The following is a 17,698-nucleotide window of genomic DNA, read 5'->3' as shown; positions in this document are numbered from 1 at the left end:
CGGTCAGCGTGGTCCGCTCCGGGTCGTACTCAGGCCGGGATTCCCCCTCCTGGGCCCAGTGCCGACTGCCACTGCGGAAGCCGCTCTCGGCCTCCAGGAAGTGGGCCATCCTCAGCCGGAGCCGCTTCTGGTCATCGTCCTTCAGGTCCTCGAACCGCGCGGGCTGCTGCTTGTCATTCATCACGGCCTCCCACCGGATAGACCCAGGTCTCATCCCCGAACGGCAGAGCCAGGTCGACAGCCATCCGCCGGTGCCAGAGGAGATGGACCGCGTGCGTGCGGGCCACCGCCGGAACCTGCGTCTGATCCACCAGCTCGGCGAACAGCCACGGACGCCGGCCAACCGCGGCCAGCAGCTGCCGCTCAAGCCCCAGAGGATCGGCCATCGGACGGCGCCGCACCGACAACGCGTCGATCCCCGCCAGCACCTGCCGACGCCAGCCGGTCAGCACCATGTAGCGCCAGCCCGCGGCGGCCGCCACCTGCGCGGCCGCCGCGAACCGCACCTCGTCCTCCTCGCCGATCAGGCCCCCAGGACGCACGTCCACCAGCCACGAGGCTCCCGCCGCGAGCACGAGGAAGTCCGGCGACCTTCCACGTCACCGTCCACGTACGCGGCCACCCCGGCCCCAGATCCAGGCACCCGGTGGCCCGCTCGGGCAGCGCGTACGGCAACGCGAGGTCGTCCAGGCGACAGACGTGGGACCACACCGGACCTGCCGGAACATCGACGACCTGTACGTCACCCATGGCGAGAGCACACCGCAGAGCCCGAGCCGTACGCGGGAAAGACCCAAAACAACATCAACAACCGGGCTGTACCGGTAGCGAGCTCAACTCGCCAAATCAAATGCTCAGTCACACCAGTGAGTGCTTCGGTTGGCCGGTATGTGCTCAGTGGCCGCAGGAGGCTTGTTCTCTCGGTTGCCAGACCGGTTGTGATGCGCCGCGTGGCCTCCCATGCCTTCTCGGTGACCAGGCGTTCGATCCAGTTGCTATATTCATTGATCACTCGGTCACGATCCGCACCGGACGAACGGGGACGTCGGGCCGGGTACCGGAAAGGCCTCCTGAGCTGGGGCCATGTGATCCTGTGGGGGGATACCACCGTGCGACGCTCTGCTCTGCTTTCGGCTGCCACTGCCACGGCGCTGGCCGTCTCGATGTTCACCGGCTCCGCGCTGGCCCGTGCCGACGCTGCCCCAGGCGGTGGACCTGTCCTGGATGTCGCAGACGCCTGGTATGACTATCCCGGAATGGTCTTCATCACCGCGCACTCGGACGATCCGATCACCCACATCACCGCCCACTTCACCCCCGTCGGTGCCCAGGATGGCGCGCCCGAGGCTGGTTCCACCGATGACTTCACCCAGCAGTCCGGCACGGACGGCCGGTCCGGAGTCTGGAGGGCACCGGTCCACCTGGCGGAACTCGGCGAGTACCGCATCACCGTCGATCTGCAGGACTCCTCCGGCGCCACGGTCACCGGCGCCGTGTCACAGTGGACACTGAAGTACCAGACCATTCTCACGATCCCGGACCTCACGGTGACGCCGACCAGGCCGGACTACTTCCATCAGAAGGTGACCGTCAGCGGTACCGAACTCGCTGAAGACCCACGGACGCCCGACAGTCCGGTTCCGGTCGCGAACGCGCCGGTCTTGATCACCTCCCAGGGCACCTCCCCGTACGGCAGGTTCAACACGCAGACCGGCGCCGACGGCCGCTTCACCTTCTCTTTCGTCCCCACCTTGTACTGGGCCGACATGACGGCGTGGCCACAAGCCTCCAGCGCCTATCCTGGGGCGATCCTCCTGGCCTCGCCCAAGCAGCAGATGAACCCCGTGCAGGCTCCGACCCGGTTCACGGCGAGCACACACGCCCTCAACCTGCGCCAGGGAACGACGGGCACGGTCACCGGCCGTGCGGAGATCCAGACGGCCGACGGCTGGCAGCCGCTGCCGCACACATCACTCAGCCTCGTGGGCACCGGCTCTTCGCAGGGCGTCCTCGGGGGGACGACCACCACGGACGACAACGGGTTCTACACCCTGCGCGTCCCCGGGGAGAATCCGTTGCCGACCGGCCAACTCGTCCTCGGTGACACACCGTTCCTGCAGCCTGCCACTCAGCCCTTCACCCTCCACGTGGCATACACGACCGACCTGACCATGGACGCCACGCTCGGCGACGACTCCCGGCTCCGCGTTTCGGGACAGATGTTGTACAGCGATCCCCGTGCCCACTGGCCGTCCAACACCGCAGTCAGCATCGAATACTCCAAGGACGGCAAGACCGGCTGGAAGTCCGCCTCCACGATCCCGGTGAAGATCCGCTACAACAAGCCCTACTTCCAAGAGGACTTCAGCACGTCGTTCACCGCGCCGAACGACGCCTACTGGCGTGCCCGCTTCAACGGCAACCCCGACCTCGCAAGCAGCACCACCAAGCCCGTCCACCTGCGCCGCTACCCCACACGGATCACCGGGTTCGACGTCTCCCCCGAACCGATCCGCAAGAACGGCCTCATCCACCTCAAGGGCACGCTCCAGTACTACACAGGTACCACCTGGAAGCCGCTCGCCCACGCCGACCCCGCCCTGTACTTCCGGCCTCGCGGAGCCTCCGCCTACCGCTACATCAGTGACCTGAGCACCGACTCCAAGGGCCGGATCTACAACATCATCCTCAATGACACCCAGGACGGCACTTGGGCAGTTGCCTTGAACCGCAACATAGGCGACCAGTATCTGAAGAGCCCCCTGGTCTCGGACTACGTCGACGTGCGATGACCATACGACGCAGCCCGGAATCCCCGGACTACGGCTGAACCGCGTCGGCAGACGCGGCGGCTGTCATCCGCCACGCTCAACCGGTGAGGGGCCACGAAGTTTCCGGACAGGCACCCAATAGGGTTGTCCTGAACAAGGAAACGAGGAAGAAGTGGCGCCACCCAGTGAACCCTTCTCGGCAACGTCTCGTGACGGTTCGTGATCTTCGTTCAGGTGGTGCGTCCGGTTTCGAGCTGGAGCAGGACGAGGGCCGCGCGGGCGATGCGTGTGATGCTGCCAGGGTCGAGGCTGACCCGGCGCAGGGCCTTGAAGGTGGCCTTGAGCAGGTCGTTGGCTCGTTCGGCGGCGCCGTGGATGCCGCGGATGACCTGGTTGAACGTCTTGTGCCTGGTGGTGAGTTCGCGGCCTCGGGGCTTCTTGACCGGGTGCCGGAAGCCGGGGCCGGCGTTCTCGTGGCCGAGGTCGGTCAGGGTGGGGATGTCCAGGATGGTCGCGAGGCGGTTGAGTGCGGCGAGCAGTCCGTGGGTGCGTGCGCAGGTGGTGTCGTGTTCGCGGCCGGGGCGGACGGGCGAGACCCACAGCGGCCAGCCGTCCGGCGCGGAGATGACCTGGACGTTGCCGCCGTGGTGTTTGTGTTTTCCGGACCACCAGAGGTCGGCGCCGTTGGGGCCGGGTGCGGCGACACGGTCGGTGCGGATGATGGTGCCGTCGAGGTTGAGATGGGTGTATCCGGCGGCAGTGGCACGCTCCAGCACGGTGGACAGGTCCGGGGCGTGATCGGCCAGTGTGGTCAGCCCCTTGTGGAGGTAGCGGTAGGCAGTGGGGAGCGATATCCCGTTGTCCCGGGCGAGTTGGGACAGTCGCGCGCCGTCGATGAACCATCGCAGCACGAGCACGGCCTGCTTGAAGACGCCCGGAGAGCGGGTGTTCTTGCGGGTTCCGAGTCGGCCGCGGTGCTCGCGCAGGAGCCGGGCCGGCGTCTCGGCGGTCTCCCTGCGGACATCGAGTACAGCGGTGTAGGTGATACTGGAAGGCACGTGGAGCCTCTGGTTGTACGGAACTTGATCTTGGCAGACCTGTTCCTACCAGGGGTTTCCCGTCTATCTGACGCCAGGTCACCCTGCGGGACACCAACCCCTCGCACTGTCACGCACCGCAGCCGTCACGTTGCCGAGAAGATCTCATTGGTTCCTCGCTGTCAGGCTTGGCGGGCGTAGGACGCGAGGCGATCGGCGAGCGCGGTGACGAGGTCGTGCAGTTCATCGGGGCGCTCGATGACGAACGGCCGGTCGAGTGAGGCGAGTAGCGGAGGCAACCAGTCGAGCCGCTCCGCCCGTAGCTGGACGCGCAGCCAGCGCTCGGTCGCCCGGTCCTTGTCTGCCGTGGGCGCGTGCTCCTCCAGGCTCGCGACGCTGGCGGGAAGGTGGGCGCGGATCTGCTCAACTGTCCCGTGGATCCGCAAGGTCACCTCGTGCCGGTACTCAGCCGTGGCGAACCCTGACAACACGCGCTGTGCCGGATCGGGACCCACGGGCGCCTCGAATGAGCCGGGCAGGGTCCGTGCGTCAGTGATGCGATCGAGCCGGAAGGTTCGGTCCTCGCCGATCTCGGGGTCCGTGCCCGTGACGTACCACCGGCCCGAATGGGCGACGATCCCGTACGCGTGCAGCGTGCGTTCGCTGCGCCGGCCGTCGCGGTCGGTGTATCTGATCGAGACCGATCGGCGGTGGCGTACCGCATCGGCGATGGTGAGCAGGACCCCGGCGTCCGGGGTGGCGAACTCGCCGGGCTGATCCGTGAAGGCGAGAGATTCCAGGAGTGTGTCGAGCCGGCGGGCGATGTGCTTGGGCAGCACCCGCCGGATCTTGGCCGAGGCCGTCTCGTTTGCCGTGTGCTGCGTCGTCGTCAGCCCTGCTCGGCGGCCGGCGACCAGGCCGAGCATCACGGCCAGCGCCTCGTCGTCGCTGAGCATGAGCGGAGGCAAGCGGTACCCGGGGGCGAGCCGGTACCCGCCGTAGCGGCCGCGCACCGATTCCACGGGCACGTCGAGGTCGATCAGTTGCTCCACATACCGCCGCACGGTGCGCCCTTCGACGCCGAGCCGGTCGGCGAGTTCGGCCACCGTCCGGGTGCCGCCCGACTGCAGCAGCTCCAGGAGTGTCAGCACGCGGCCAGTGGGTCGAGGCATGTGCACAACCTAACGCGAATACAGGACCGATTCTGTCCACTATTTCTCCTAGCCTGCGACGTGCACGCCTCCAGCACAGCCAAGGAGATCCCCATGGAGTTCGTCTCGATCCGCATCATCACCAGCGACGTAGCGCGCCTCGTCGAGTTCTATGAGCGAGCCACAGGGGCGCGGGCGACGTGGGCCACCGAGGACTTCGCCGAACTCAACACCGCGGGCGCCACCCTCGCGATCGCCGGCACCCGCACCGTCCCGCTGTTCGCCCCGGGCTCTGCCCGCCCGGCGGACAACCACAGCGTGATCACTGAGTTCCTCGTCGACGACGTGGACCGCGTTCACCAGAACCTGACCGGCTTCGTCACCGACTTCGTCACCGAGCCCACCACGATGCCCTGGGGCAACCGGTCGCTGCTGTTCCGTGACCCCGACGGCAACCTCGTCAACTTTTTCACGCCCGTCACCCCGGCGGCAATCGAAAAGTTCGCACGTTGACGCCACGCACTGCCGCTCACGCGGGAGCCCTGAGATCCCAGGGCTCCCGGTGAACGCGGCCGCCGAGTCCAGGAGCGCCACCAGCAGGGGGCACGGGAACGCACCGCTGACCCCCGAAGGACGTCTGCGCTTGTGTCTGCGGATCGACGCCGGACGTCCGATCGCGCACGTGGCTGCGGAGGCCGGGCTATCGCGCCGCTGCCTGGCCAAGTGGTACGCCCGCTGGCGGGCGCACGGCGAGAACGGCCTGCTTGACCACTCCTCCCGCCCCGCTACCAGCCCCGCCCGCACCCCCGAGGACATCGCCGACCTGGTGGAGGCGCTGCGGCGGCAGACCAAGCACGGGCCAGCCCGGCTCACCGCCGACCTACAGCGGCTGCACGGCGTCACACTCGCGCCGGCGACCGTCCACCGCATCCTGGTGAGGCGAGGACTCAACCGGCTCCGGGACCTCGATCCACCGACCGGCGAGCAGCTGCGCGAGGTCATCCGCTACGAGCACGACCGGGTCGGCGACATGGTCCACGTCGACGTCAAGAAGCTCGGACGTATCCCGACCGGCGGCGGCTGGCGGATGCACGGCGTCGGCACCGAGTCCGCCCGCGCCTCCAAACGCACCGGTCCCGGCACCGGCAAGGTCGGATACACGTACTTGAGTGCTTGTGTCTGATGCCGACACCCCAAGCCACTCCTTTGGGGCAATGAAACGTAGCGGCTGCTCCTGGCTTGTGCGCTCATGGTGCTGTGGATGTCTGCACCTTGTAGCGCCAGCAGGCCCATGTACCTACCGCGCGACGCCAGGAGGGCGCACCGATGGACAGGCTTGATCCGGCCCGGACGGCTCTGATGGTGGTGCATATGGCCAAGGGGGTGGCCGGGGAAGTCGACACCCCCTTCAACCGGCTTTTCCGGCACCGGGCCGAGGAGACAGGGCTCATCGGGGTTCAGGCACGGCTGCTGGACGGGTTCCGCACGGCAAAGGCGAAGGTGGTCTACACCCTGGTCACATACCAGCCAGGGTTCCCCGGGGTCAGGCCGAACTCCCCGCTGTTTCGCACGCTCATCGACAGTGGCTGCCTGCTGGAGGGCACTCCCGCGGTCGAGGTCATCGACGATATCGCCCCCCGGCCCGAAGAACCGGTCGTCAGGGGACAGGCGACCAGCGGGTTCGACCGCACCGAACTCGACACCATTCTCCGCCTGGCAGGCGTCGACACCCTCGTGCTCGTCGGCATCGCCACCGACGTCGCCGTCGAATCCACCGCGCGCGGTGCATGCGACCTGGGATACCGGACGACTGTCGTCTCCGACGCCTGCACCGCCGACAGCGACGCGGCCCACGCCCGCTCGCTCGACGTGATCCAAAAGTGGTTCGGCGAGACACCCACCGCCGACCAGGTCCTCAGCGCCCTGGGATAACCGTCGGCGCCCGGCGGCCCCGACAACCGATACGGACTCCTGTGCAGGATCGAGGGTGACATCGCGATTTCTTGATCTACAGAGCCCCGCCATTCCCAACCGCGCGGTTACCGGCCGCTCAGCAAGACAACGTCTGTGGCTTGTGGCCACAGACGTTGTCCGCCGAACACCGAAAGAAAGGTGCAGAATGTCAACGTACGCACCCTACGCGCCGAAGAAGTTTGCCGAGGTTCACGGCATCCAGATGGCCTACATCGACGAGGGTGAAGGGGACCCGATCGTCTTCCAACACGGAAATCCGACCTCGTCTTATCTCTGGCGCAACATCATGCCGCATCTGGAAGGGATGGGGCGTCTCATCGCGTGTGACCTGGTCGGCATGGGCGACTCGGGCAAACTTCCCGACTCGGGCCCCGACCGATACACCTTCCAGGAACAACGCGAGTACCTGTTCCGCCTCTGGGACAAGTTGGGAATCGACGGAAACATCGTGTTTGTACTGCACGACTGGGGCTCGGCCCTCGGGTTCAACTGGGCTTACCAGCACCAGGATCTCGTTTCCGGCATCGCCTACATGGAGTCAATCGTGATGCCGCAGGTATGGGATGACTGGAACAACGAAGAAGCCATGAAGGTATTCCAAGGCTTCCGTTCGCCTGCAGGTGAAGCGATGGTGCTGCAAGACAACGCGTTTGTTGAGCATGTGTTGCCGGCAAGTATGCTGCGGGATCTTTCCGATGAGGAGATGGCGGTTTACCGTGCTCCGTATGTGAAGCCCGGCGAAAGTCGACGCGCGACGTTGACATGGCCGCGCGAGCTTCCAATCGAGGGCGAGCCGGCAGATGTGGTTCAGATCGTCAACGAATACTCCTCCTGGCTTGCCGAATCGGACGTTCCAAAACTTTTCATTAACGGCGACCCTGGGCTTCTTACCACTGGCCGTCACCGTGACTTCTGCCGCACATGGCCGAACCAAACCGAGATCACGGTTCCGGGCATCCACTTCCTTCAGGAGGACGCGCCAGATGTGATTGGCGCGGCCCTTGTGGATTTCGTGCGTGCTGTCAGAGGCGCTAATTAGCGAGGCTCGGTGATGGCCGCTACATCAACGGCATGAGCATCCTGCCAAACCGGGTCTTCGAACTTGATGGGGGTGCGGCGGTGACGGGCGGGTTCGCCGGTCACTCTGCGTGAGGTAGTTGGGGTGGCGGTACCCCGGACGCAAGGAGCCCGCGGGTCTTCGTGATCATGGTTGTTCTCTACGCAACCGATCATGAAACCCCACGGGCTTGAACATCGACGATACCGGGACCAACGAGGCGGCCACGCGACTTCTGGGGCTGGAGGGGGTGAGTGTGATCAAGGTCAAGGACGATGGATCGGGTGGTTCGACGGTGTACGTCGTCACGGCCGAGGACTCCGCCCGGGCCTGCCCCTCGTGCGGGGTCTTCGCCACCCGGCTGAAGGATTACCGCACCACCCGACCCAGGCACCTGCCCTGTGGTGGGCGCCCGGTGAGTATCCGGTGGCGCAAAGCGCGCTGGCGCTGCACCGAACCCGCCTGCCCACGCGGCTCGTTCACCGAGGCGATCCGCGCGGTCCCCGCCGGGATGCGCACCACCACAACCCTGCGCCGGGCGGCGGGGGCCGCGGTCTGCGACGGCTCTCGCACCGTCGTGCAGGCCGGCCGCGACCTGCACCTGAGCTGGCCGATCGTGCAGCACTGCTTCGAGAACTACGCTGCGAAAGCCCTGCCCGAGACCCCGCCCGCGACCTCGGCGATCGGGATCGACGAGACCCGGCGGGGCAAGCCGGCGTGGAAGCAGAACCCGGCCAGCGGGAAGTGGGAACTCCTCGCGGACGCCTGGCACATCGGCTTCGTCGACGCGATCGGCGGACGCGGCCTGTTCGGCCAGGTCGAGGGCCGCAACGCGGCGTCGGTCGCTGACTGGCTCACCTCCCAGCCCGCGACCTGGCGCGAGCAGGTCCGCTACGTCGCCATCGACCTGTGCTCCACCTTCCGCGCCGCCGTCCAGCGTGCCCTGCCGCACGCGACCGTGGTCGTGGACTGCTTCCACATCGTGCAACTCGCCCAGCGCCACCTCGCCGACCTGCGCCGACGCCTCACCTGGAAGCAACACGGCCGCCGAGCCCGCAAGGGCGACGGCATCTACACCGTCCGCAAACTCCTGCGCCGCAACAAAGAGGACCTCAGCGAGGACCAACTCGCTCTACTCAAGGCCGAGTTGGACCACATGGGCACCTACGGCCGGCAGATCTACGCGGCCTGGCAGGCCAAGGAACTGCTGCGCGACCTCCTCCACCTGGCCGTCAGCCGCACCCACCACGCCCCCGACCGCTCCGCGATCTCCGCCGCCCGCCACCGCTTCCTCTCCCACGTCGCCGACCACGCCCACCTGCCCGAACTCGTCACCCTTGCCGAGACCGTCGAGCAGTGGTGGGACGGCATCGAGACCTACCTGACCACCGGGATCACCAACGCCGCCTCCGAAGGCAACAACCGCCTCATCAAGCTCGAAGCGCGCAACGCCTTCGGCTTCAGGAACCGAGAGAACCAACGCCTGCGCTCACGCTGTGCAACCACTCGGCGGAGCCGACGGGAGGCGCACCCCCACTAAATTCGAAGACCCACTATAACGAAGCAGAGCCCGGCGCGTTTCAGCCAACTGAATTCGCCGACCCGAGAAACTCCTTCCACGAGAAGGCATTTCTATGTCGCGCCGCCGAGAACAATTGCTACGTCGCCGCCGTCAACTGCGCGAGCCCGGGATCGCCCACGACATCCGCCGTAGTGCGGCCGGACGGCATGCTGCTTAGCCATCAGCCTTACGGAAGGCCCGGGCTGTTGGTCTGCGACATCGATCCCGCCGAAGCCACGCCACTGCTCGCGCAACGCCTGAAAACTTGTTCTTGAGTTGTCGAGCAGGGTTCGGTTGAGTCGTTCGACCTTGCCGTTTGACTGGGGTCAGTGCCGCACGGCCCACAGATACGGACACCTCGATGAAGGGGGCCTCCGAGGCAGCTGACCCAGCTTGACGGGGAACGATCACACACCTCACGGGAAACGACCTACAAAGCGCCGAGACGTCCCTGATCAGAGGCACTCGTGAACACCCGGGCGTGCGCGTCAACGCCTCGCCGGCCGGGCAAAAGGGCGCCGACGTGCCCGGCCCCGTAGGACGGCGCCGTCTTCGTCAGCCCGCGGCGACCGCGGCGGCCCGGGCGGCCCGCTGTTCGGCGCGGGCGCGGGTGGCGGCCAGCCGGTAGGAGTCGGTGCCGGTTTCGATGATGTTGCCGCCGAACGTCAATCGGTCCACTATGGCCGCGCAGAGCCTTGGATCCGTGAAGGTTTTGGTCCAGCCTCCGAAGGATTCATTGGAGGCGATCGCCACAGAATTCTTTTCCTCACGCTCCGTCAATACCTGGAACAGCAGCTCCGCCCCGCGACGATCAAGCTCCATATAGCCGAGTTCATCAATGCATAAAAGATCGACGCGGCCGTAGCGGGCGATGGTCTTGGCCAGCAGCTTCTCGTCGGCCGGCTCCACCAGCTCGTTGACGAGCTTGGTGGCCAGCACGTACTTCACCCGGTACTCGTGCATCGCCGCCTCGGTGCCCAGCGCGATAAGCAGGTGCGACTTGCCGGTTCCGCTGTCGCCGATCAGACACAGCGGCAAGCCCTTCTTGACCCAGTCGCACTTGGCGAGGGTGTGGATGGCAGCCGCGTCGATAACCGGGTTGGCGTCGAAGTCGAACTGCCGGATCGACTTCTCGCGCGGAAAACCGGCCGCCTTGATCCGGCGCTCCGAGCGGCGCCGTGCCCGGTCGTCGCATGAGGAAGTCCGGACCACCCGCAAGACACTGCTGGAGCTGCCCGATCCGCAGCCGCCCGCGCCGCCGGCCCCGAAGCTGCCGGACCATCCGGCCTACCAGCAGATCATGGCGGTGTTCGCCGCGGCCGACGCGCCGCTGCGGGCGCGGCAGGTGTGCGAGGCGATGGACATGGAGATCGCGCCCAACAGCATCAACAACACCCGCCTGAAGCTCAAGCGGCTGACCGAGCGCGGCATCCTGGTCGAGACCGAGCAGGGCTTGTTCACCCAGCCGCGGTCATAGCCGCCCGACGACGCCGCGGCCAGCGCACATGCCCATCCCGAAAGAGCGAAACGGACATAGGACGGCGGCCTCGGTGACGTCGAGGGTGACGCCGTCCCGGGCGCGTTTGAGGGCGCGACGCATCGAGTTCTCGGTGGGGCCGGTTCCGGAGGTCGCGGAAGTCGTCATTCTTTGAGCATACGAAGGGGCTCCACCGGTTCGGCGGGGGCGGGGGGCCTGGGGCTGCGGGTGGATGGCCGAGTGCGGGTTCGTTGTGGCTGGTCGCGCAGTTCCCCACCAGCACCGCCCACCACCCGGCTGTCCCTTCGTTCTTCGTTCCGGCGGGTAAGAAGCGCGTGTGGTGTCAACGGCAGCGGTGCATGCCCCTATACGCCGCGACAACCGACGTGTTGTCATGCACACGACAGACATGCGTTCCGCTCGACGTGCCCCTGAACCCCGAGGAGAACGGTCATGAGGACGAAAACAGCACGCTTACGTCTGCCGATGACAGCGGCTGCGGCTCTGGCACTCACCTGCCTGATCATGAGCCCCGCATCGGCAGCCACCACCACCCTCAACATAGCCTGCCAGGCCACCCCGCCGATCGGCTCCGCACAGACGTTCAGCCTCTCCGCCGGCGTCGACGCCAGCGCGCCGGCCACGGTCACATCCGGAAGCTCCTTCACCGCCAGCCTGGCCACCGAACAGATGACCGTGCCCTCATCCGTGAGCGGCTACACGGTCAAGTCGATCAAGAACATCACCCTCAAAGCCCCCGTCCCGGCAAACGCGACGCTGACCGGGGTCCAGCTCTCCGGCGGTTCCGGGATCGGCTCAGGGACCCCCAGTGTCACCGTGAGCGGCGGGCAGATCGTCCTGTCGGTGCCCGGCCCGATCAGTGGGGGGCAGACCTTCACCCTGCCGGCGCTGACCCTGAACCTGACGGCCGGAGCGTCCGGCGGTGTCGTCGAGACACAGCTCGGGGGCACCAGTTACAGCAGCCCCGGCCTCACCTTCACCGCCAGCGTCCCGATCCTCATTGTCACCGCCAGCGTGCCGACATCCTGCTACCCGTCACCGAACCCGGTGCTCACCTCCACGACCATCAGCTGACCCGGCAGTTCAGCAGGCCGCCTTCGTGTGTCCTGGTGGCAGACCCACCAGGGCACACCAGGGCACACCGCGCGTACGGGTTGTCCGCACAGCCGCCGGGAAGGGACACAGCGCCGAACCCCGACCCACCGGTGATGCGCAGGCGCGTCTACGGAGCCATTTCGTACGCGCCGGACAGCGCCTCGACCCGCTGCCAGACCCGCTCCGTACGTGCCTCGTCGACGACCGGCCGACGGATCGAACCCAGTGCCCACTCCTGCTGCTGTTCGGTCGCCGAGTCCTTGCCGTGCAGTTCGACGGCGTGCGCGGAGAAGTCCCGCACGAGGACCGCGAAGAGTTCGTCGAGCACGTCCTCGTCGAGTGCGGTCAGAGCGGCCTGCTCCAGGACGAGCTGTCCGTGCACGACGAGCGCGAAGAGCTGACCGACCGCAAGGACGAGGTCGAGGTCGCGGCTCTGCTCCGCGTCGGGGGCGGTCGTGGCCACGAACGCGCAGAGCGCATCGGCCTGTTCGCGGAAGCGGGTCACATTGGGCAGGTGCGCGTACGTGTCGAAGGCGGGTCGCCAGTCGTGGAAGCGCACCGAGCCGAGGCCGCGGGCCGGCCCCTGCCGGAACAGGAAGTCGTCGTCGGCCGCGTCGAGGCGGGTCGGCACGTCGGGGTACTCGGCCGGGTCGAGGAGGTGGTTGCGCATGAACTTGAGGATCAGAGCCAGGTTGACGTGGACCGTGCCCTCGAGCTTCGGCAGAGCGCGGATCTCCACGGCCGCCTGGCCGAAGTAGTTGTCCTTCTCGAAGCCCTTGGCGGCGATGACGTCCCACATCAGGTCGATGACCTTCTCCCCCTCCGTGGTCACCTTCATCTTCGTCATCGGGTTGAAGAGCAGGTAGCGGCGGTCGTCCGGGCCGGCGGAGCGGAAGTAGTCGGCAGCGCGCTCGCTGAACGACTTCATGCCGACGAGCCTGACGTACGCGTCGGTCAACTCGCGCCGCACGTGCGGGAAGCTGGTGACGGGGCGGCCGTAGAGGATGCGGTTGTGGGCGTGGGTGACGGCCTCGTACATCGCGTGCTCACAGATGCCGATCGCGCCGGTGCACAGGTTGAACTTGCCGACGTTGACGGTGTTGAGGGCGGCGTCAAAAGCGGCGCGTCCGGTGTGCAGGACGTCCTCGGCTGCTACGGGATAGTCCTCCAGCCGGAACTCGCTGACGAACTTCGAGGAGTCGACGACGTTCTTGATCAGGTGATAAGCCGGGTGACGGCTGTCGGCGGCGAAGAACACGTAGCCGTCGGGGCCCTCGACGTCGGTACGGCGGCCGAAGACGGAGACGAGTCCGGCGGCGTTGCCGTTGCCGATGTAGTACTTGGAGCCGATGGCGCGGAAGCCGCCGTTGCCGTCGGGCTCCAGCAGCATGTCGGTGGAGTAGATGTCGGCGCCGTGGGCCTTCTCGGACAGGCCGAACGCGAACACCTCACCCTGGGCGAGGAGTTCCGCGGCGCGGGCGTGGGCGATGGCGTTGTCGCTCTGCCAGACCGGGCCGAGACCGAGGATCGTGACCTGCCAGGCGTACCAGTAGTCGAGCCCGTAGAAACCGAAGATCTCGTTGAGCGCGGCGATCCGGGCGGTGTCCCACCGCTTGTCCGGTTCCCCCTCCCCCGCGGCGGACGACGGCGTCAGGAAGGTGGCGAACAGGTTCTCCTTCGCTGCGAAGGCGAGGAAGTCGCCGAGCCACGCGCGGGTGCGGTAGTCCTCGATCAGCCGTCCCTTGCCGCGCTCCTCGAACCAGTCGACGGTGGCTCGCAGCAAGCGGCGCGTTTCGGGGTCGAAGTGCGCGGGGTCGTAGGTGCGCGGGTTGAACAGCAGCTGGTCAGCCATGGTGAGGACGCCTTTCGACTGGTGGAGGGGTGGGAATCAGGAGGTCCGACGGCTGGACGGGCCGGATCGGGTGGAACGGCGGCGGGTACGTCGGCGATCAGCGGCCCGGACCGAAGCGGGCCAGCGTGGCGAGCACGTCGTCCAGCCAATCGATCATCATCCGCTCGTAAGCGATGCCGCCGCGCAGTACGGCGTGCTGGAGCTCCCGCTCGGCGTCGAGCGGGGCCTGCGGACGGGGCGTGCCTGCTTCGGGCGACGGGAAGTCCCGTGTCTCTCCCGCGAGATAGTGCGCCAGCCGGTCCCGGTGCGCCTGCCGGTGCCGTTCCACCTCGCGGATCAGGGCGGCCGGGTCGTCGAAGGCGGCGCCCCGGATCTTGACGGCCAGGTCGTGGCGGACGCTCTCCGGCTCGATCGGATCGTGCAACCAGGAGGACAGCGCGGCCCGGCCGACGTCGGTGACGGAGTACTCCTTCTTGTCCGGCCGGCCCTGCTGCGGGACGTCCCGGACGTCGACCCAACCGTCGTTGTCCATGCGCTTGAGCACGCGATAGATCTGTTGATGGGTCGCGGTCCAGAAGTAGCCGATGGACCGCTCGAAGCGCCGGGCCAGCTCATAGCCGGAACCCGGCCTCTCCAAGAGCGACACCAAAATCGCGTGTTCGAGCGCCATGACGCCGATCCTTCTATGCAACTCGTTGCATAGCAAGCCTCGCCCGCTCCGATGCGACGCGGCTCACCCTCCGGACGGCCCCCGCCCCAGCGGCAGAGTGCCCTGCATCCGCCCGTTTTCGTCTGGTCGGGCTCTGCGGGACGACCGGTTCCCGGCAGGCCATGGCAGCGTGCGGCAGCCGGCCCGCCGCGCTGCGCGGGGCCTCACTGTGCGGCGTGGCCGCCGGGGAAGACCGTCAGCGTGACCGGGTTCCCAGGCTCAGGTCTCGGCTGTGCGGTGGTCCGCCCGGACGGCCGGGAGGGGCATGCGCGGGACTTCCTCGGCGCCCGGCAGCCGGGGGGTGGTGCCGCCGAGGCCGCGCATCTCGCCGACGAGGCAGTCGTCGGCGCGCGGGTGGACGGTCTCGGCACGGTGCGTGGAGGGGGCGCGGCGGCCGGAGGCGATGAGGACGGCGGGCCTGAAGCCCGGAGTCGGCACCCCCACTCAGAGGTGCTCCCCACTCAGAGGTACTCCGCGTAAGCGTCCAGCACCCCCAACACCTCCGCCTCCCCCGCCGGAGGCAACTGCACCACCACTTCCTCAACCCCCAACCCGGCATAGTGCGCAAGCTTGCCGGCGCTGGGATACACGGCATACGGCACCACCTGAAGCGCCCCCGCATCCCGCCCCGCATCGGCCCACACCGAGCGGAGCACCGGCAACGACTCGGTCAGCCCACGTCCCCCGATCGGCATCCACCCGTCCGCATACTCCGCGATGTGCGCGAACAGCTTCGGCCCCGCGGCCCCGCCGATCAGCGTGCGCGGACCGGCGACCGGCCCGCGCGCCTTCTGTACCGGCTTGGGAAAGGCGGACGAGGCCCGGACGCTCCCGAACTCCCCCTCGTATGCGGTCGGTTCCTCCGCCCACAGCGCCCGCATCAGGGCCATCCGGTCCCGGCCCAGCTCCCTGCGCGTCCGCCAGGCCACGCCGTGATCCGCGGCCTCCTCCACGTTCCAGCCGAAGCCGACGCCGAACGTGAAGCGGCCGCCGGACAGGTGGTCGAGGGTGGCGATCTGCTTGGCGAGGTCGATCGGGTCGTGCTGGGCGACCAGCGTGATGCCCGTGCCGAGACCGAGGCGCTCGGTGACGGCCGCGGCCTGGCCGAGGGCGACAAAGGGGTCGAGGGTACGGCCGTACTCGCGCGGCAGTTCGCCGCCGGCGGGGTAGGGGGTGGTCCGCTCGACGGGGATGTGCGTGTGCTCGGGCAGGTACAGGCCGGCGAAACCGCGTGCCTCCAGCTCACGGGCGAGCCGGACGGGGGCGATGGTCTCGTCGGTAAGGAAGATCGTGACGGCTATACGCATGACCCATCTGTACTGGCGGTGGCCGGATATGTCCATACCGACTGGTCGGCATCACATGCCCCGCCTTTCACATGGCTATGCACATGACATACGGATGCCTGTGGAATCCCTTTCCTTCCGAGGGAGTTCACGTCCGGAGAGGAGAGCGACTGGCATGTGTGAGGACACGCACGGCATCGGCAGACGCGCGCTGTTCGTGACGGGCGCGGCGGCAGCCCTTACGTTGGGACCCGTGAGCTTCGCAGCGGCGGACGGGCAGGACCGGGGGACTCAGAAGACGGCGACGGTGAGCGGCACCCTGCCGCCCGGCTCCCCGGACTTCGTGTACGTACCGGTCGAAGTACCCACCGGCGTACGGGAGATCAAGGTCTCCTACACCTACGACAGACCGAGCGTCCCGGCCGGCACCACCGGCAACGCGCTCGACATCGGCATCTTCGACCAGCACGGCACCGAGCTGGGCGGCAAGGGCTTCCGGGGCTGGTCGGGCGGTGCGCGCACGGAGTTCTTCGTCCGCGCCGACGACGCGACCCCCGGCTACCTCCCCGGCCCGGTCGGCGCGGGCACCTGGTACATCGCGCTGGGCCCCTACACGGTCGCCCCGCAGGGCCTGACGTACGAGCTGACGATCACCCTGACCTACGGCGAGCCAGGCACGCCGGTCCGCTCGGTCTACCCGCCGCAGCGGGCCAAGGGCCGCGGCCGCGCCTGGTATCGCGGCGACTGCCATCTGCACTCCTGGTACTCCGACGGCCGCCGTACCCCGGCCGAGATCGCGGCGCTGGCCCGCGCGGCCGGCCTGGACTTCATCAACTCCTCCGAGCACAACACGCACTCGTCACACGCGCACTGGGCGGACCAGGCCGGCGACGACCTGCTGATCATGCTGGGCGAGGAGGTCACGACACGGAACGGCCACGTCGTCGCCCTCGGCACGGACCCCGGGACCTTCGTCGACTGGCGCTACCGGGCTCGGGACAACCGCTTCGGCCGCTTCGCCCAGCAGATCCACAAGGCCGGCGGCCTGGTCGTACCGGCGCATCCGCATGCGACGTGCGTGGGCTGCGCCTGGAAGTTCGGGTTCGGGGAGGCGGACGCGGTCGAGGTGTGGAACGGGCCGTACACCCCCGACGACGAGGTGGCCCTGGCCGCGTGGGACGCCACGCTGGTGGCGTCGGTGCGGGACAACAGGCAGTGGCTCCCCGGCATGGGCAACAGCGACGCGCACCGGGACCCGGATGCGGTCGGCATGCCCCAGACTGTCGTCCTCGCGAACGACCTGTCCCGCGAGGCCATCCAGGAGGGCCTGCGCGCGGGCCGCTCCTACATCGCCGAGTCGAAGAACGTGACCCTGAGCTTCACGGCCACGGGCGGGCGCGGCGAGCAGGCCGGCATCGGCGAGCGTCTCGCGGTCGACGCGGACACCCCGGTGACCGTCCGCCTGGAGGCCTCCGGCGTCCCGCGCTGCACGGTCCGCTTCGTCACCGACCAGGGCGTCCTGCTGACCAGCGACCCGCTGCCGGTGGCCGGCTCGGGAGTCGTCGAGTGGCGGACGACCCCGTCGTACGCGGCGTACGTCCGCGCGGAGGTGCGCCACGAGACGGCGGCGGGGCCGGTGCCCGGCGCCCTGGCGGCGCTGACGAACCCGATCTTCCTGGGGCGGTGAAACAGCACGCCGATTTCGAT

The 17,698-nt window shown here is 67.9% G+C and carries 17 protein-coding genes and 1 pseudogene; 9 read left to right on the top strand and 9 right to left on the bottom strand.

What is annotated here, in order from left to right:
• Positions 1-173: 173 nt before the first annotated feature.
• Positions 174-548, bottom strand: coding sequence for a hypothetical protein (locus OG747_RS49055; RefSeq protein WP_405886266.1), 375 nt, complete (start codon positions 546-548; stop codon positions 174-176).
• 561 nt (positions 549-1,109) lie between these two features.
• Between OG747_RS49055 and OG747_RS49050 the strand changes: the two genes are divergently transcribed.
• Entirely contained in the window at positions 1,110-2,792 is a 1,683-nt protein-coding gene (locus OG747_RS49050; RefSeq protein ID WP_331744398.1) for a hypothetical protein, read from the top strand.
• Between the two features lie 209 nt (positions 2,793-3,001).
• Here OG747_RS49050 and OG747_RS49045 read toward each other — a convergent pair whose 3' ends face one another.
• Complete coding sequence (locus OG747_RS49045; protein WP_331744400.1) at positions 3,002-3,829, bottom strand: transposase family protein; 828 nt, start codon at positions 3,827-3,829, stop codon at positions 3,002-3,004.
• Positions 3,830-3,990: 161 nt separating this feature from the next.
• Positions 3,991-4,980: a YafY family protein gene (locus OG747_RS49040; RefSeq protein WP_331744402.1), complete on the bottom strand. Its 990-nt coding sequence runs from the start codon at positions 4,978-4,980 to the stop codon at positions 3,991-3,993.
• A 93-nt stretch (positions 4,981-5,073) separates the two neighbouring features.
• On the opposite strand from OG747_RS49040, the gene OG747_RS49035 reads away from it, so the two are divergent.
• From OG747_RS49035 to OG747_RS49015, 5 genes are all read left to right on the top strand, one after another.
• Entirely contained in the window at positions 5,074-5,472 is a 399-nt protein-coding gene (locus OG747_RS49035; RefSeq protein ID WP_328924047.1) for a VOC family protein, read from the top strand.
• Positions 5,399-6,142 carry a helix-turn-helix domain-containing protein gene (locus OG747_RS49030; RefSeq protein ID WP_405886263.1) on the top strand — a complete coding sequence of 248 codons (744 nt, stop codon included), beginning with the start codon at positions 5,399-5,401 and terminating at the stop codon, positions 6,140-6,142. The genes OG747_RS49035 and OG747_RS49030 overlap by 74 nt, the downstream gene beginning before the upstream one ends.
• 143 nt (positions 6,143-6,285) lie before the next feature.
• Positions 6,286-6,891 carry an isochorismatase family cysteine hydrolase gene (locus tag OG747_RS49025; protein WP_331744413.1) on the top strand — a complete coding sequence of 202 codons (606 nt, stop codon included), beginning with the start codon at positions 6,286-6,288 and terminating at the stop codon, positions 6,889-6,891.
• Positions 6,892-7,078: 187 nt separating this feature from the next.
• The gene (locus tag OG747_RS49020) at positions 7,079-7,972 is read left to right on the top strand and encodes a haloalkane dehalogenase (protein ID WP_331744415.1); all 894 of its coding nucleotides are present in this window, start codon (positions 7,079-7,081) and stop codon (positions 7,970-7,972) included.
• A 208-nt stretch (positions 7,973-8,180) separates the two neighbouring features.
• The gene (locus OG747_RS49015) at positions 8,181-9,530 is read left to right on the top strand and encodes an ISL3 family transposase (RefSeq protein ID WP_331744418.1); all 1,350 of its coding nucleotides are present in this window, start codon (positions 8,181-8,183) and stop codon (positions 9,528-9,530) included.
• A 576-nt stretch (positions 9,531-10,106) separates the two neighbouring features.
• Here OG747_RS49015 and istB read toward each other — a convergent pair.
• Complete coding sequence (gene istB / locus OG747_RS49010) at positions 10,107-10,763, bottom strand: IS21-like element helper ATPase IstB (protein WP_405886261.1); 657 nt, start codon at positions 10,761-10,763, stop codon at positions 10,107-10,109.
• Between the two features lie 88 nt (positions 10,764-10,851).
• Between istB and OG747_RS49005 the strand changes: the two genes are divergently transcribed.
• Positions 10,852-11,028, top strand: a complete 177-nt coding sequence (locus OG747_RS49005) for a hypothetical protein (protein WP_405886259.1) — start codon at positions 10,852-10,854, stop codon at positions 11,026-11,028.
• Between the two features lie 45 nt (positions 11,029-11,073).
• On the opposite strand, the pseudogene OG747_RS49000 reads toward OG747_RS49005, so the two are convergent.
• Positions 11,074-11,262 (bottom strand): annotated as a pseudogene (locus tag OG747_RS49000) (hypothetical protein); the annotation flags it as partial.
• Positions 11,263-11,481: 219 nt separating this feature from the next.
• Between OG747_RS49000 and OG747_RS48995 the strand changes: the two are divergent.
• Positions 11,482-12,123: a cyclase gene (locus tag OG747_RS48995; RefSeq protein WP_405886257.1), complete on the top strand. Its 642-nt coding sequence runs from the start codon at positions 11,482-11,484 to the stop codon at positions 12,121-12,123.
• A 148-nt stretch (positions 12,124-12,271) separates the two neighbouring features.
• Here the strand turns inward: OG747_RS48995 and OG747_RS48990 are convergent, their stop codons facing one another.
• From OG747_RS48990 to OG747_RS48975, 4 genes are all read right to left on the bottom strand, one after another.
• Positions 12,272-13,996: an acyl-CoA dehydrogenase family protein gene (locus OG747_RS48990; protein ID WP_331744427.1), complete on the bottom strand. Its 1,725-nt coding sequence runs from the start codon at positions 13,994-13,996 to the stop codon at positions 12,272-12,274.
• 97 nt (positions 13,997-14,093) lie between these two features.
• The gene (locus tag OG747_RS48985; protein WP_331744430.1) at positions 14,094-14,666 is read right to left on the bottom strand and encodes a PadR family transcriptional regulator; all 573 of its coding nucleotides are present in this window, start codon (positions 14,664-14,666) and stop codon (positions 14,094-14,096) included.
• Between the two features lie 258 nt (positions 14,667-14,924).
• Complete coding sequence (locus OG747_RS48980; protein WP_331744434.1) at positions 14,925-15,149, bottom strand: thioesterase domain-containing protein; 225 nt, start codon at positions 15,147-15,149, stop codon at positions 14,925-14,927.
• 17 nt (positions 15,150-15,166) lie between these two features.
• Positions 15,167-16,012, bottom strand: a complete 846-nt coding sequence (locus OG747_RS48975) for a TIGR03619 family F420-dependent LLM class oxidoreductase (RefSeq protein WP_331744437.1) — start codon at positions 16,010-16,012, stop codon at positions 15,167-15,169.
• Positions 16,013-16,166: 154 nt separating this feature from the next.
• Here OG747_RS48975 and OG747_RS48970 point away from each other — a divergent pair, with 154 nt between their 5' ends.
• Entirely contained in the window at positions 16,167-17,678 is a 1,512-nt protein-coding gene (locus OG747_RS48970) for a CehA/McbA family metallohydrolase (protein ID WP_331744440.1), read from the top strand.
• Positions 17,679-17,698 lie beyond the last annotated feature (20 nt).

The sequence above is a fragment of the Streptomyces sp. NBC_01384 genome (genome assembly GCF_045040035.1).
GTDB lineage: Bacteria > Actinomycetota > Actinomycetes > Streptomycetales > Streptomycetaceae > Streptomyces.
This window is presented reverse-complemented; position numbering and strand designations above follow the sequence as displayed.

Bases quoted from the DNA above. Each gene is read 5' to 3' on its own strand.
- OG747_RS48975 (WP_331744437.1), bottom strand. From the start codon at position 16,012: ATGCGTATAGCCGTCACGATCTTCCTTACCGACGAGACCATCGCCCCC.
- OG747_RS48995 (WP_405886257.1), top strand. From the start codon at position 11,482: ATGAGGACGAAAACAGCACGCTTACGTCTGCCGATGACAGCGGCTGCG.
- OG747_RS48970 (WP_331744440.1), top strand. From the start codon at position 16,167: ATGTGTGAGGACACGCACGGCATCGGCAGACGCGCGCTGTTCGTGACG.
- OG747_RS49025 (WP_331744413.1), top strand. From the start codon at position 6,286: ATGGACAGGCTTGATCCGGCCCGGACGGCTCTGATGGTGGTGCATATG.
- OG747_RS49020 (WP_331744415.1), top strand. From the start codon at position 7,079: ATGTCAACGTACGCACCCTACGCGCCGAAGAAGTTTGCCGAGGTTCAC.
- OG747_RS49040 (WP_331744402.1), bottom strand. From the start codon at position 4,980: ATGCCTCGACCCACTGGCCGCGTGCTGACACTCCTGGAGCTGCTGCAG.
- OG747_RS48990 (WP_331744427.1), bottom strand. From the start codon at position 13,996: ATGGCTGACCAGCTGCTGTTCAACCCGCGCACCTACGACCCCGCGCAC.
- OG747_RS49005 (WP_405886259.1), top strand. From the start codon at position 10,852: ATGGCGGTGTTCGCCGCGGCCGACGCGCCGCTGCGGGCGCGGCAGGTG.
- OG747_RS48985 (WP_331744430.1), bottom strand. From the start codon at position 14,666: ATGGCGCTCGAACACGCGATTTTGGTGTCGCTCTTGGAGAGGCCGGGT.
- OG747_RS49035 (WP_328924047.1), top strand. From the start codon at position 5,074: ATGGAGTTCGTCTCGATCCGCATCATCACCAGCGACGTAGCGCGCCTC.